This window comes from Bradyrhizobium sp. UFLA03-84 (genome assembly GCF_002289535.1).
GTDB classification, from domain to species: Bacteria; Pseudomonadota; Alphaproteobacteria; order Rhizobiales; family Xanthobacteraceae; genus Bradyrhizobium; species Bradyrhizobium viridifuturi.
This window is the reverse complement of sequence record NZ_NSJY01000005.1, coordinates 43,506-57,066: the sequence shown is the minus strand read 5'-3', so window position 1 is coordinate 57,066 and position 13,561 is coordinate 43,506. Positions and strand designations below refer to the sequence as shown.

Sequence of the window (13,561 nt, the reverse complement as noted above, 5' to 3'; positions counted from 1 at the left end):
ACCCATCATGGTGCCGATGATCCGCGCGACGCAATGTCACGAGAAACTAAGACTAATGTGGAGGCATCGCATAGTGACCGATAGCGGCCTCAAAGCGAGATCGGACGCTGGGGAGCCTAGCACTGCCCGCACGACCTCTAGGCATTCGCCTCAGCTCGATCGGGAAAATCGCCGCGCGGACGCGCCTGACCGGCAGAAAGCATCGGGTGCGTTGCAGAGTCGTTGGCGTCGGCCTCTACTGATCATGGGTCCGGTCGCGCTGATCGTCGGAGCCTTGGGCCTCTATCTGACGACCGGCCGCTACGTCACGGAGGAAGACGCCTACGTCCAAGCCGTAAACGTTTCGGTCAGTCCGCAAGTCGCGGGCCAAGTCGTCGCCATCGCGGCAAAATCCAATACCGCTGTCAAAAAGGACGACCCGCTGTTCAACATTGACCCCGAGCCTTATCGGATCGCGCTGGCCAATGCCGAGGCGCAATTGGGCATCGCGCGTGACCAGGTCCGCAATCTGATCGAGATCTATCGCTCGCGGCTCAAACAGATCGATGAGGCCAAGGCGACGGTCGACTATGCGCAGACCAACTATGATCGTCAGCGACATCTTTTTGATACTGGTGCCGCACCCCGAGCCACGCTCGACACTGCGATACGAGACCTTCAGACCGCCAAAGCCACTCTGGCAAGCCTGGAGCGGGATGCCGCGGCGGCGCAGGCGCAACTTGGTGACAATCCGGACATGCCGACGGACCAGCAGGCCACCGTGAAACAGGCGCGGTCAGCTGTGGACGCGGCGGTACGCAATTTGCGACTCACCTCCATCGTCGCGCCGTTCGACGGCATTCCAAATAATGTCGAAAGTATTGCGCTCGGAGCTTTTCTGAATGCCGGCCAGTCAGCGTTTCCTCTGGTATCGACCGATGATCTCTACATTGAGGCTAACATACGGGAGACCGACCTCACCTATGTGCGGCAAGGCAATCCGGCGCGCGTCACGCTCGACGCCTATCCCGATACGCCCCTCAATGCCAAGGCAATCACACTGGCCCCGGCAAGTGGTGCGCTATTTGCCCTGTTGCCGCCGCAAAATGCCACCGGCAACTGGGTCAAGGTCGTGCAGCGCATACCGGTTCGCCTTTCCTTCGATCGTCTTCCTGACGGCCTTGCATTGCGCGCCGGCATGAGCGTCAAGGTCTCGATCGATACCGGTCATCGGCGCTCGCTGAGGGAACTGTGGCGTAATATCGCTGCGATATTCGGGGCCTGACATGGCGAGTACACAGCCGACCAGCGCCGTCATCAACCGGCCGATGATTACCGCAACCGTCATGCTTGCAACCTTGATGCAGGCGCTCGACACCACGATCGCCAATGTCGCCCTGCCTTATATGCAGGGCAGCCTGTCGGCGACCAGCGACGAGATCAACTGGGTGCTGACTTCGTATATCGTGGCAGCTGCGATCATCACCCCGGCAACAGGTTGGCTCGAAGCGAGGTTCGGCCGCAAGCCGTTATTCCTGACGGCGGTGATCGGCTTCATCGTGACATCGATGCTGTGTGGCGCAGCCACGTCACTTACGCAGATCGTCGTCTTCCGGCTGCTGCAGGGCATTTTTGGCGCGCCGCTGGTTCCATTGTCGCAATCCGTGCTGCTCGACACCTATCCTTCCGAGCAGCAGGGTCGCGCGATGGCGGTGTTCGGCATCGGCGTGATGCTTGGACCTATTCTCGGGCCGACACTCGGCGGCTGGCTCACGGATTCCTACAGCTGGCGCTGGGTATTCTACGTCAACATGCCCTTTGGCGTGCTGTGCGCGCTCGGCATCCTGCTGTTTCTCGAACGGCGATCCGATCGCCCCCTGGCTGCACGGCTTGACTGGCTGGGTTTCGCAACACTTGGGCTCGGCATAGGCGCGATGCAACTCTTCCTCGATCGTGGCGAGCGGTTGGACTGGTTCGCTTCGCACGAAATCCAGGCCGAGGCCGCGCTTTGCGTGCTCGGCTTCTACCTCTTTGCAGTCCACTCCCTGTCGACGCCCGATCCTTTCGTCGATCTCGCGCTGTTCCGCGATCGTAACTTCGTGATCGGCATCATCCTGATATTTATCGTCGGCTTCGTTCTGCTGGCCACGCTGGCGATGTTGACGCCCTATCTTGAGAACCTCATGAACTATCCCGTAATGACGGCTGGCCTGGTCCTCGCGCCGCGCGGCGTTGGGACCATGGCGGCGATGACGATTGTTGGGCAGCTCATGCGCTACATTGATCCGAGGCTCCTGATCGGCTTCGGCTTTGTAACGACCGGGCTCTCGCTCTATGTGATGACAGGCTTCACACCTGACGTGTCTCAGGGCACTCTGGTCCGCACCGGTCTGATCCAAGGTTTCGGCATCGGTTGCGTCTTCGTGCCTTTGGGCACGGTCGCTTTCGGCACGATCGCACCGACGTTACGCACGCAGGCAACCGGGCTGTTCAATCTGATGCGCAATATCGGGGCGAGCATCGGAATCTCCATCATGAGTTATCTGCTCGTGCGAAATGCGGCCATTACGCAGGCCGCGCTCGTGGAGCACGTTACGCCGTACCGGCAGGTGGTGCGCGACCACGCTCACCAGCTCAGTCTCGTCACTTTCGGCGGACGCGCGGTGCTCGCCCAAACAGTGGCCGCGCAGGCCGAAGCCGTGGCGTTCATCGACAATTTCAAGCTGATGATGTTCGTGTCGTTCCTGGCGATCCCGCTGGTGCTGCTGATACAACGTCCGTATCGATCGGCTGACAAGGAAGGTCCGTCGGGAAGCCATGCAACGAGGTGAGTCCGCAGCGTTTGTCGGAGAGTATGATGCTGCTCATGAAAGAATTGAGAGATGCCAGGCGGCAATTCAGGCTGCTGTCGCTGTATCAGCGGTTCGAACACATCGTTGTGCTTTTCCTGACCGCTTTGATCGCCGTCGTCATTGTTGCCGCCCTGTGGACCTTAAGCCTGAAGATTCTGTTCGGTCTTGTCCTCTCCGGAAGTCTCGACCCGTTCGACTATTCAGCCTTCCAAGCCGTGTTCGGAATGATCCTTACGGTGATCATTGCACTCGAGTTCAAGAAATCGCTGCTGGTGCTGGCCGAACGACGCGACATCATCATCCAGATCCGGTCAGTCGTCATGATTGCACTGCTCGCCGTCTGTCGAAAGGTGATCATTCTCGATCTCAAGGAAACGGACGCGTTACACATCCTGGCATTCGCAGTCGCGATCCTAGCGCTCGGCATTGTTTGTTGGCTGATAGGCAATCTCGATCAGCGTACTCGTTAACCGGCCTACGGACCAGCGAACGCCTCGCTCGTCGTTCGCGGATGAAATCCGGCAGTTTTGCCAAGAAAGTGCCAGGCGGCTCGTCAGCGAAAGCCCACTTGGCAGATTGGCCCACGCCATCTTTGTTGATGGCAACTTAGTTCCAGAACGGGATAGATAGCATGCGTACGGCCTTCCTGTTTGATCTCGACGGCACCCTCGTTGATAGCGTCTATCAGCATGTTCTTGCATGGAAGGAGGCGCTCGATGCAGAGGGTATCGAACTCTCGGTTTGGCGTATCCATCGCAAGATAGGAATGAGCGGAGGTTTGTTTACCAGTCAGCTTCTTCGCGAAACCGGGATTGAAGTTTGCGTTGAACGCGTCGAGCGGCTTCGCCAAGCCCATGCGACCGCTTATCGGAAGCAGTCAGATCATATTCGACCTTTGCCTGGAGCTCGCGAATTGTTGAATTGGTTGTCGCAGGCCGACATTCCGTGGGCCATCGCGACCAGCGGCCGAATGGAAACCGCAGTCGTCAATCTGGCTTCGCTCGGTGTCGATCAGAATCTGATTCCAGTTGTGACACGTGATCAGGTCAAATATGCCAAGCCCGACCCCGACCTGTTTCTGGCAGCCGCCGAACGGCTGAGCATACCCATCGAAACCGCAGTGGTTGTTGGCGATAGTATCTGGGACATGTTGGCTGCGATCCGATGTCGCGCGTTGGGAGTGGGTCTTTTAAGCGGTGGCTATGGGCCTGACGAATTGCGGCAATCCGGAGCGTTTCGCGTCTATGAGGATCCAGCAGATCTACTGAGCCGCATCGACGAGGTCGGAGGTCGACGCTAAGAGACGGGCGGTGAAGTCGCAAAATGACCTATCGGTCGTTGCAGGGGGCGTGCGGCGTGGGCTCTCCTGGTGGGCACTCCCGCGGCGAGGCACTTTGCGGTCTCGTTCCATTGCAGCCAGCGCGCCCATCAAGGTTAGATACGAGCTCCGGGTACTGAAAGTTGGACCTGGTATCCTTCCCGAACGGCCGATGAAGCAGCAGCAACGGCTGCCTCGAAAGCGGCTTCCTTGGTGTGGTATCTGCCTATCGGTTCACCGTCGTGCTTGACGCGCCAGATACCGCCCGAACCAACAACTTCGTAACTGGCTATCCCCATGATGCATCTCCGATTTGCGCGCGCTCCACAAAGGGGCGGGCAAACGTATCGTTCAATTCAGTTCAGCTTGCGTTTGGCTTGTGGCGCCTCGAACTGCGCAATCTCGGCGGTCTTTGGCGCCCTGCCGTTAAAGGTCAGCACGTTACCTTCCGCCGAAATGACGACGCGATCGCCGTCCTTCACGTCGCCCGTGAGGATCATCTCGGCCAATGGGTCCTGCACGTACTTCTGGATCACTCGCTTCAGCGGGCGCGCGCCGTAAGCCGGATCCCAGCCCTTGGCCGCGAGCCAATCGCGGGCGTCCTTATCCAGCGTGAGCGTGATCTTGCGTTCCTCCAGCAGTTTCTGCAGCCGCGCGAACTGGATCTCGACGATCCGGCCCATCTCGCTCTTCTGCAAGCGGTGGAACAGAATGATCTCGTCGACGCGGTTGAGGAATTCGGGCCGGAAATGCGAGCGCACGATTCCCATCACCTGATCGCGCACAGCCGTCGTGTCCTCGCCTTCCGGCTGGCTCACCAAAAACTCCGAACCGAGGTTCGAGGTCATGATGATCAGGGTGTTGCGGAAATCGACGGTGCGGCCCTGGCCGTCGGTCAGGCGGCCGTCGTCGAGCACCTGCAACAGCACGTTGAAGACGTCGGGATGCGCTTTTTCGATCTCGTCGAACAGCACGACCTGGTAGGGGCGCCGCCGCACGGCTTCGGTCAGCGCACCGCCCTCGTCATAGCCGACATAGCCCGGAGGCGCTCCGATCAGGCGCGAGACCGAATGCTTCTCCATGTATTCGGACATGTCGAGGCGAACGAGCGCGGTCTCGTCGTTGAAAAGGAACTCGGCAAGCGCTTTGGTTAGCTCGGTCTTGCCGACGCCGGTGGGCCCCAGGAACATGAACGAGCCCATCGGCCGATGCGGATCCTGCAGGCCTGCGCGCGAGCGGCGCACCGCGGTTGCGACCGCATGCACGGCTTCGGCTTGGCCGACGACGCGCTGGCTTAGGCTTTCTTCCATCTTGAGGAGCTTATCCTTCTCGCCTTCCAGCATCTTGTCGACGGGAACGCCGGTCCAGCGTGACACCACCTGCGCGATGTGATCGGCGGTGACCGCCTCCTCGAGCATTTCGCCGGCTCTTTGCGCAGTGCTTTGCCTGGCTTCGATCTCGGCGAGTTGCTTCTCCAGTGCCGGAATCTTGCCATAGGCGAGCTCGCCTGCCTTCTGGAATTCGCCGCGCCGCTGGGCGTTGGCGAGTTCGACACGCAGTGCATCGAGCTCGGCCTTCAGCTTCGCCGCATTGGAGAGCTTGTCCTTTTCCGCGCGCCAGCGCGAGGTCAGGGCGGCGGACTGCTCCTCGAGCTCGGCGAGCTCCTTCTCCAGCATCTTGAGACGGCTCTTGGAGCCGGCGTCGCTTTCCTTCTTCAGCGCCTCTTGCTCGATTTTCAGGCGGATGATTTCACGGTCGAGCGAGTCAAGCTCTTCCGGCTTGGAATCGACCTGCATCTTCAGCCGTGCCGCCGCCTCATCCATTAGATCGATCGCCTTGTCGGGGAGGAAGCGGTCAGTGATATAGCGGTTCGAGAGCGTCGCGGCTGCGACCAGCGCGGAATCCGTGATGCGCACGCCATGGTGCTGCTCATACTTGTCCTTCAGGCCGCGCAGTATCGAGATGGTGTCCTCGACCGTGGGCTCGCTTACAAAGATGGGCTGGAAGCGCCGCGCGAGGGCGGCATCCTTTTCGACGTGTTTCTGATACTCGTCGAGCGTGGTCGCGCCGATGCAGTGCAATTCTCCGCGCGCCAGTGCAGGTTTCAGAAGGTTGGATGCATCCATCGCACCGTCCGCATTGCCGGCGCCGATCAGTGTGTGCATCTCGTCGATGAACAGGATGATGCTGCCTTCCGCGCTAGTGACCTCCTGTAAAACGGATTTTAGCCGTTCCTCGAACTCGCCGCGGTATTTCGCACCCGCGATCAGCGCGCCCATGTCGAGCGCAAGCAGCTTCTTGTCCTTTAGGCTCTCCGGCACATCGCCGTTGATGATACGCAGCGCCAGGCCCTCGACTATCGCGGTCTTGCCGACGCCGGGTTCGCCGATGAGCACAGGATTGTTTTTGGTGCGGCGAGAAAGCACCTGGATAGTGCGGCGGATTTCCTCGTCTCGCCCGATCACCGGATCGAGCTTGCCGTCGCGTGCGGCCTGCGTCAGGTCGCGGGCGTATTTTTTGAGCGCGTCATAGGCGTTCTCGGCCGTCGCGGAATCCGCGGTGCGGCCCTTGCGCAGCGATTCAATCGCCGCATTGAGGTTTTCGACGGTCACTCCGCCCTTGGCCAAAATGCTGCCGGCCTCGCTGTTCTTTTCGAACGCGAGTCCAAGCAGCAGCCGTTCGACCGTGACAAAGCTATCGCCGGCCCTGTCGGCGGACGTTTCGGCAGCGTCGAACGCGCGCGCGAGCTCGGGGGCGAGATAAGTCTGTCCGGCCCCGCTGCCGGAAACCTTAGGCAGCTTGTTCAGCGCGTCCTCGGTCGCTTTCAGGATCGCACGCGAATTGCCGCCGGCGCGGTCGATCAGACCAGCAGCCAGGCCCTCATTGTCATCCAGGAGCACCTTCAACATGTGCAGTGTAGAGAACTGCTGGTGGTCATCACGCATGGCAAGCGACTGCGCCGACTGGATGAAGCCGCGCGACCGTTCGGTATATTTTTCAATATTCATCGGGGTTTCCTTGGCCTGCGAGACCAGCCCCAAAGGCAATCGCTGTTGGCATCTTTCACTGTAGTTTCGAGGGCCGCACTGACATTCGTCAACCGGCGCCTGCGGTCGCGCCGCCGACGGTTTTGGACCGACTTCGAAGGACGGTTAAGGCTATGCAGCAATGTTTTCGTGGGGCAGGCGCAAAAGGTCTCCCGAGGCGGCGTAATGCACTTGCCTAAAAAGAAATGGAGTGACCGACCGCTTTCCTGTGAATGCCTTCGGCTGGCGCAAGCACGAGTACGGCGGGCAACCCGTCATCGTGTAGGCAGCTTTGCAGAGCGGCTTAGCCACCGGATGACTTCATAGATCTTGCAGAACTTGCAATCAAAAACGTAATCCAAGCCGGGGGCCGATCATGCGATCGCAGAACCGTCTGCGCTCACCCGCGAGGCGTCTCCACTCGAAGCGAGGGGCTAGCCGCAGGCTCCATCGGTGCAAACACTCGAAACGAAGCCCTGCACTCTCTTTGAATTGTACGGGCTGGAGCGACCGTTCCCGCCGCTCAGTGGCCGGGCAAGCTCCTTTGATTCAAAAGTCATGAGAAGTTGACGCCAGTCAAGGCCGGTATCCGTTCTGCTGTCCTAGCATTCGATCCACGGCGGAAGGATCGATCCATGGACGTTGGTTTTATCGGGCTGGGCCACATGGGGAGGCCGATGGCGCTGAACCTGCTCAAGGCAGGCCATCGTGTCACCGTCTACAATCGAACGCGCGCGAAGACGCAAGAACTTGCATCCAATGGAGCACAAGTGGCAGAGACGATCGCCGACGCTTGCCATGGCGATGCTCTTGTTACGATGCTGAGTGATGATGCGGCGGTCGAAGGTGTCGTCTTCGGTGAGGAAGGTGCGCTTTCAGCGCTTGGCCGCAAGGCGATTCATATTTCGATGAGCACGATTAGCGTCGCGCTGTCAGACCGATTGGCGGACGAGCATCAGGAGTCAGGGCGAGGTTACGTATCGGCGCCGGTATTCGGACGACCGGAGGCTGCCGCGGCGGCCAAGCTTTTTGTCATCGCTGCGGGGGCAGACCAAATGCTCGCGCGGTGCCAGCCGCTGTTCGATGCGATAGGGCAGGCGACCTTCGTGGTGGGCGCGAGACCCTCGGAAGCAAATTTGGTTAAACTGACCGGAAATTTCCTGATTGCGTCCATGCTGGAAAGCCTCGGTGAAGCGTTTGCCCTGGTGAGAAAGTCCGGCATCGACCCGGATCGCTTTCTCAACATTCTGACCAGCTCGCTTTTTTCGGCGCCCGCTTATCGTACGTATGGAGCCATCATTGCCGAAGGCCAGGATCCTGTCGGCGGATTCAAGATGTCACTTGCGTTGAAAGATATGCGGCTAGCTCTTGCAGCCGCCGACGCGAGGATTGTTCCGATGCCGGTCGCAAGCTTGATCCGAGACCATTTTGTTGAGGCCGTTGCCGGTGGCAACGGCGACGCCGACTGGTCTGGGTTGGGGCGGCTCGCAGCGCGAAGAGCGGGCATTGAGGCTGCAACCCCAAGCCGGAATGCGTAAGGAACCGGCTGGGCTTTCGTCCCATGCAGGCATCGCGCAAAGCTCAAATTGTCGCAACATGGAGGTGGAGACGTGATCGCGCGAAATCCCCAACGCCATGCCGACCGGCGGCACGGACCAGAGCAAGCTTTCCAGAAAAATCAATTGACCCATCCCCCCTTATATGAGGGATTTGACTTGCTGCCGCTTGGCGGCGAGTGGAGGCGTGGCAAATCCCAAAGCAGGTTGGTCGACCGGAATCCATATAATGGCGACATCCTTCTTGAGATCGCACATGCCGATCGAAGTGATCTTGATGCCGCCTATGCGGCGGCCGCCAACGCGCAAGCGGCATGGGCCGCGTCGGCGCCGGCATTGCGCGGGACTGTGCTGTCGCGCGCAGCGGAAATCATGACCGCACGGAGGGACGAGATCGTCGACTGGCTGATCAGAGAATCAGGCAGTACGCGGCTCAAGGCAAACCTCGAATGGGAAATCAGCCACGCCGTCATGCTATGGGCGGCGTCAGTACCGCATGCGGTCGAAAGCCAGATCATTCAGTCCGACATTCCCGGCAAGGAAAATCAGGTTCGGCGCAAGCCGGTCGGCGTGGTCGGTGTGATCAGCCCCTGGAACTGGCCACTTCATCTCAGCAATCGCACAGTTGCCCCGGCGCTGGCGGTCGGTAACGCGGTAGTGGTGAAGCCCTCAAGCGACACGCCCGTAACTGGTGGACTATTGCTCGCCAAGGTCTTCGAGGAAGCCGGGTTGCCGCCTGGTCTGCTCAATGTCGTGGTCGCCGGCGGCAGCGAAATCGGCGAATCATTTGTGAGCCATCCAACTCCACGGGTGATTTCGTTTACCGGCTCGACACCGGTCGGCCGCTCCATCGCCGAATTTGCGGCCAAAGCATCGATCATCAAGCGCGTCGACCTCGAGCTCGGTGGCAATGCACCATTCGTTGTACTCGACGATGCGAATTTGGATCAGGCGGTGGAGGCTGCTGTCTTCGGCAAGTTCCTGCACCAGGGACAGATTTGTATCGCCATCAACCGCATTATCGTCGACAACGCGGTGTACGGCACCTTCGTAGATCGCTTTGTCGAGCGAGTTAAGACAATCAAAGCCGGTGATCCCGCCGATGGCGAAACGATAGTCGGCCCGATCATCAATGATGCGCAATTAAATAAGATCGTAGACCGCATCCGAGGCGCGCGAACAGCGGGCGCTAGACAACTGCTTGGAGACGAACCGCAGGGATCGGTGCTTCCGCCCCACGTGTTCGTAAACGTCTCCAACGATATGGAACTCGCGCGGGAGGAAATCTTTGGTCCAGTGGCGCCGATCCTTCGCGTCGACGGCCCCGAACAGGCGTTGGCGGTCGCCAACAACACAAGCTACGGGTTGTCGGGTGCCGTGTTCACGCGCGATCTTCATCGTGGCGTGCACTTTGCCCAGCGGATGCAGGTAGGTATGGCCCACGTCAATGATCAGCCCGTGATCGACCTTCCGACCTGCCCATTCGGTGGCGAGAAGAACTCGGGCATCGGCCGATTCAACGGACGATGGGCGATCGAGGCCTTCACAACCGATCAATGGTTGACCGCTCAGCATGCGCCCCGAGGCTTTCCGTGGAATGCCAAGGCCGTGCGGGGGCCGTGGTCGTAAGGGCCAAGTCTTACAGGCGCATTTTTTGGTTCTTCAATCTCGGATGTCCCCGGATGCACCGCTCTCGATTCGGATACGAACCACCCTGCCTCAATGGAAAGCAGCCTATGGGTACACCGCGAATCGAAACGAACCTGCAATTTGCTTCAATGCGCCAGATACACGCCGCAATTGAGCATCTGGAAAGGGGTGATTTCGAGTGTGCTATTGCTCTGGCCGATGAGGCAGAGGGCACCTTAGCGGGCGCGGACGAGGTGCACTTCCTCCAGATACTGAAAGGGATTAGCAGGTTTCATGAAGTTGGGGCTGCAGCAGAAAGAACTGACGGGTTGAACGATCGCATGCATTGGCTCAAACACGCTCGGCTCATCCTGCATGGGCCAAGAATCGAGAAGGCAATCATCACCAATGTCGAGGTGACGGCCACGATTCGAAAGGCGATCGCGAGATTCCGCGCGGTGTATGCTGAAGTAAAGACGCCACAGATGCTGAGCTTCGAGAACGGGGCGGGATCGGGGTCGGCCACCGGTAACGAATAGCGAACCTCAACGGAACCAAACACACGGGCGGATGTTTCCGTCCTCTGCCAACAGGGCCATCGGCGTGGACGATCGGCATACGCCTGTTAAAGAACGTTTACCGGCGTTTTCAAAGGATCAACTCTCGGCAGAGAGCTTCGAGGACGAGCAGTCCTGAGCCCTATCATCCAACGGCGGCCATTCGCCCATAGCCGGCTGACCTGCCGGGCCACTTAAGTAGATCTGCGGACCCAGGGTTGGTCGCAGAAAATGGCTGAATGGAACACCATACCGTGAGACGCGCAGCTAGGCACGTTCGGTCATCAAGCATTCCATCACCATCTAATTCATGCCTCGGCTGGCTACCTTGCGGCGGGGCCAGGTGACGCCGAGGTGACGGGCCAGAGTGTGCGGATATCTTTTGGCAAAGACTGAACGACGTCGCCGATCTCTCCGGCGGAAACATGATTTTCGAGGGTCTGGAAGCCGGCGCGTGCCGCATCTTCGCGGTTGGTGCGCGCTGTCGGCGGGAGGCGGCTCTCGATCCAGGCAAGAAGGTCCTCGCGTGAACGAACCCGTTCCGGCTTGCCAGCTAGTCGCCACGCTTCATAGTAGATACCGCGTATCAGCATCGGGAGTTGGTCACCGAGATGAGCTGACTCGTCCGTTGTCAAGCGATCGCGTAGGCAATGCAGCACCGCGCGCAATGGCTGATATGCACCGCGACGATCAGAGCCTAGCCTCTCGCCGATTTCCTTGAGCCAGGCATTCGTCTTGTGCAGTGCTCCGTCAAACACGTCCAGGCCGGTCGAACTGATGATGGATTACCTCGTGAGCCTAAATGACATTCCGTTGCTGGTAATTTTTTGGCCGGGCAGGTGCGGTCTCTGTAGGGCATGGCGCCGATTTGGCGCAGGCCGCGGCCAGCTTGAGCCCGAGTTATCGCCCGAATAGCTTGGATACCCATCCTTTTATGAAGCTCTTGCGCGTGGTTCTTCCGTCAGGAAGTTTAACGACCAGGTCGATCGCCCGCTCTTGCGCAATCTGTTGGGCGACAAGCTCTGCTGCTTCGCGCGTCGCATAATGAGCGACTTCATCACCGGTGTCGGTTCGCACGATCCAGTCGTCGAAATCGGCGTCAGGAACGACGTAAACCGCGGCATCTGGCATCGTTTGAAGTCCAGGTGGGAAGCCGAAAGCAGGATAGAGCGAAATCCTGGAGGCACGCTGACGAATGTCAATCCTTCGTCTCCGCGAAGAAAGTTGGAAAAGGCTGATACCCATCAATGAGACGCCGATCAGTGCGCCGCACGATTGAGTAAGGAGCCGGATCTCATGATTTCCACCGAAGCGAGCAGCAACGTCGTCGGCCACGTCATGAGCGTCTCGAAATTCGAACGCTTGTTCCGCCGGGCGGCAGGTCTCGACGTCGATAAGCAGGACCTCAAGCGATACGGCGATTTCACCAATCACAAGATCTATGACTTGATGCTACGAGCGCAGGCAAGCGCAGAGGCGAACGGTCGAGTCATCATCGAGCCGTTCGATCTGCCGATTACCAAGGGCCTGCAGGAAAGCATTCACGCCTTTAGGAAAATCGACGAAGAGATCGAGCTGCAGCCTATTCTCGATCATCTCACAGCCCGACCGCCGCTCGATCTCGCCTACAGCGATGAAACCGAAAGCCGATTGCCCGAGGTCGCAGGTGGCTTGAGTGTGGCTCTTGCGCACACATTCAAGCTCCTCGACAGCAAGCTGAAGAACCCTCGCAGCGAGCACTGGGAGCGGTGCTTTCGTATTTTCGATCTACTCCTGTAGTTCAATCAATCGAGGCGTGCGTTGTTGAGGCCGGAGGCAGCGATGATCAGGGACGTCATGGTGTGGCTGGACGGAGGCGTCGGCGACGAAATTCGCCTGACGGCCGTGGAAGACCTGGCCAGGCGGCTCGAGAGCGAGGTGGTGATCGGCTTGTACCTGAATCCTTTGCCGCTGCCGGGAGCGATCGAGGGTGATATCACGGCTGATATTCTTGATCGCGCGCGAAAATTCGGCGATCTGACGGAGGCCGCCTTAGCAAAACGGCTCAGCCTGATCGATCGTCCGGTTGAGATCCGGCGTTTCGATGTGTTGACTAACGATCTCGCCAATGTAGCAGCACGAGAGGCGCGCTCTGCAGATACGTTCGTAGCTCTTCGTCCCAATGGCTCAATGGACCCGGACGATCTGGTCGAGGGCGTCTTGTTCGGGTCCGGACGAAGCATCTTCCTGGTGCCTGAAACGGAGCGTCTCAGGATCACCTTCGATCGTATCCTTGTGGCCTGGAATGGCAGCCGGGAAGCTGCCCGTGCGTTGGGCGAAAGCATGCCGTTCTTGCATAAGGCCGCCGAGGTTGCGGTTGTAGTAGTCACGGCTGAACACCCGACCGAAGAGCAGGCGGTCATGGGCGTTGATACCGTCCATCATCTCAAGCATCACGGGATCGACGCGGTGCTGCATCGTGTCGGGAGCCGCCGTCGCGAAGTCGGAGCCAAACTGCGCGAGGAAGCCGAAAGGCGAAAGGCGGACCTGATCGTGATGGGAGGCTACGGTCATCTTCGCCTGCGCGAACGGCTGCTCGGCGGGGTAACCTATGATCTCATGCACGACGCGCCGGTTCCGCTGCTGATGGCGCACTAATACCGCA

13 protein-coding genes are annotated in these 13,561 nt (G+C 59.3%); 9 read left to right on the top strand and 4 right to left on the bottom strand.

Translation table 11 applies throughout. The features are described 5' to 3' along the window. Window positions 1-244 precede the first annotated feature (244 nt). The 4 genes from CK489_RS03025 (at window position 245) to CK489_RS03010 (ending at window position 4,131) form a co-directional block, all read left to right on the top strand. The gene (locus CK489_RS03025) at window positions 245-1,264 is read left to right on the top strand and encodes an HlyD family secretion protein (RefSeq protein WP_158226400.1); all 1,020 of its coding nucleotides are present in this window, start codon (window positions 245-247) and stop codon (window positions 1,262-1,264) included. Between the two features lies 1 nt (window position 1,265). After that, entirely contained in the window at window positions 1,266-2,810 is a 1,545-nt protein-coding gene (locus tag CK489_RS03020) for a DHA2 family efflux MFS transporter permease subunit (RefSeq protein ID WP_095731264.1), read from the top strand. Between the two features lie 26 nt (window positions 2,811-2,836). Next, window positions 2,837-3,301, top strand: a complete 465-nt coding sequence (locus tag CK489_RS03015) for a phosphate-starvation-inducible PsiE family protein (protein WP_095731877.1) — start codon at window positions 2,837-2,839, stop codon at window positions 3,299-3,301. Between the two features lie 161 nt (window positions 3,302-3,462). Then, window positions 3,463-4,131, top strand: coding sequence for an HAD family hydrolase (locus tag CK489_RS03010; protein WP_095731263.1), 669 nt, complete (start codon window positions 3,463-3,465; stop codon window positions 4,129-4,131). 134 nt (window positions 4,132-4,265) lie between these two features. Here CK489_RS03010 and CK489_RS03005 read toward each other — a convergent pair whose 3' ends face one another. Then, window positions 4,266-4,448, bottom strand: coding sequence for a DUF2188 domain-containing protein (locus CK489_RS03005; protein WP_094193613.1), 183 nt, complete (start codon window positions 4,446-4,448; stop codon window positions 4,266-4,268). A gap of 57 nt (window positions 4,449-4,505) precedes the next feature. Beyond that, window positions 4,506-7,157 (bottom strand): ATP-dependent chaperone ClpB, encoded by a 2,652-nt coding sequence (gene clpB / locus CK489_RS03000; protein WP_095731876.1) that lies wholly within the window; start codon window positions 7,155-7,157, stop codon window positions 4,506-4,508. A 653-nt stretch (window positions 7,158-7,810) separates the two neighbouring features. Between clpB and CK489_RS02995 the strand changes: the two genes are divergently transcribed. The 3 genes from CK489_RS02995 to CK489_RS02985 all read left to right on the top strand — a co-directional run bounded on the left by CK489_RS02995 (window position 7,811) and on the right by CK489_RS02985 (window position 10,899). Beyond that, window positions 7,811-8,713, top strand: coding sequence for an NAD(P)-dependent oxidoreductase (locus CK489_RS02995; RefSeq protein WP_050625889.1), 903 nt, complete (start codon window positions 7,811-7,813; stop codon window positions 8,711-8,713). Window positions 8,714-8,785: 72 nt separating this feature from the next. Continuing rightward, a complete protein-coding gene (locus tag CK489_RS02990) occupies window positions 8,786-10,360 on the top strand; it encodes an aldehyde dehydrogenase family protein (protein ID WP_245350236.1) in 1,575 nt (524 codons plus the stop codon). A 107-nt stretch (window positions 10,361-10,467) separates the two neighbouring features. Next, the gene (locus tag CK489_RS02985) at window positions 10,468-10,899 is read left to right on the top strand and encodes a hypothetical protein (RefSeq protein ID WP_143278086.1); all 432 of its coding nucleotides are present in this window, start codon (window positions 10,468-10,470) and stop codon (window positions 10,897-10,899) included. A 341-nt stretch (window positions 10,900-11,240) separates the two neighbouring features. Here the strand turns inward: CK489_RS02985 and CK489_RS02980 are convergent, their stop codons facing one another. Further along, the gene (locus CK489_RS02980) at window positions 11,241-11,675 is read right to left on the bottom strand and encodes a DUF2267 domain-containing protein (RefSeq protein WP_198960818.1); all 435 of its coding nucleotides are present in this window, start codon (window positions 11,673-11,675) and stop codon (window positions 11,241-11,243) included. Between the two features lie 142 nt (window positions 11,676-11,817). Beyond that, complete coding sequence (locus CK489_RS02975; protein WP_143278085.1) at window positions 11,818-12,252, bottom strand: DUF2188 domain-containing protein; 435 nt, start codon at window positions 12,250-12,252, stop codon at window positions 11,818-11,820. On the opposite strand from CK489_RS02975, the gene CK489_RS02970 reads away from it, so the two are divergent. Together CK489_RS02970 and CK489_RS02965 are read left to right on the top strand one after the other, a co-directional pair. After that, window positions 12,214-12,696 carry a DUF1931 family protein gene (locus tag CK489_RS02970; protein WP_095731259.1) on the top strand — a complete coding sequence of 161 codons (483 nt, stop codon included), beginning with the start codon at window positions 12,214-12,216 and terminating at the stop codon, window positions 12,694-12,696. The two genes, CK489_RS02975 and CK489_RS02970, sit on opposite strands and share 39 nt — an antisense overlap. A 42-nt stretch (window positions 12,697-12,738) precedes the next feature. Continuing rightward, window positions 12,739-13,554, top strand: coding sequence for a universal stress protein (locus tag CK489_RS02965; protein ID WP_095731258.1), 816 nt, complete (start codon window positions 12,739-12,741; stop codon window positions 13,552-13,554). Window positions 13,555-13,561: the final 7 nt, after the last annotated feature.

Bases quoted from the DNA above. Each gene is read 5' to 3' on its own strand.
- CK489_RS03025 (WP_158226400.1), top strand. From the start codon at position 245: ATGGGTCCGGTCGCGCTGATCGTCGGAGCCTTGGGCCTCTATCTGACG.
- CK489_RS03020 (WP_095731264.1), top strand. From the start codon at position 1,266: ATGGCGAGTACACAGCCGACCAGCGCCGTCATCAACCGGCCGATGATT.
- CK489_RS03015 (WP_095731877.1), top strand. From the start codon at position 2,837: ATGCTGCTCATGAAAGAATTGAGAGATGCCAGGCGGCAATTCAGGCTG.
- CK489_RS03010 (WP_095731263.1), top strand. From the start codon at position 3,463: ATGCGTACGGCCTTCCTGTTTGATCTCGACGGCACCCTCGTTGATAGC.
- CK489_RS03005 (WP_094193613.1), bottom strand. From the start codon at position 4,448: ATGGGGATAGCCAGTTACGAAGTTGTTGGTTCGGGCGGTATCTGGCGC.
- clpB (WP_095731876.1), bottom strand. From the start codon at position 7,157: ATGAATATTGAAAAATATACCGAACGGTCGCGCGGCTTCATCCAGTCG.
- CK489_RS02995 (WP_050625889.1), top strand. From the start codon at position 7,811: ATGGACGTTGGTTTTATCGGGCTGGGCCACATGGGGAGGCCGATGGCG.
- CK489_RS02985 (WP_143278086.1), top strand. From the start codon at position 10,468: ATGGGTACACCGCGAATCGAAACGAACCTGCAATTTGCTTCAATGCGC.
- CK489_RS02970 (WP_095731259.1), top strand. From the start codon at position 12,214: ATGATTTCCACCGAAGCGAGCAGCAACGTCGTCGGCCACGTCATGAGC.
- CK489_RS02965 (WP_095731258.1), top strand. From the start codon at position 12,739: ATGATCAGGGACGTCATGGTGTGGCTGGACGGAGGCGTCGGCGACGAA.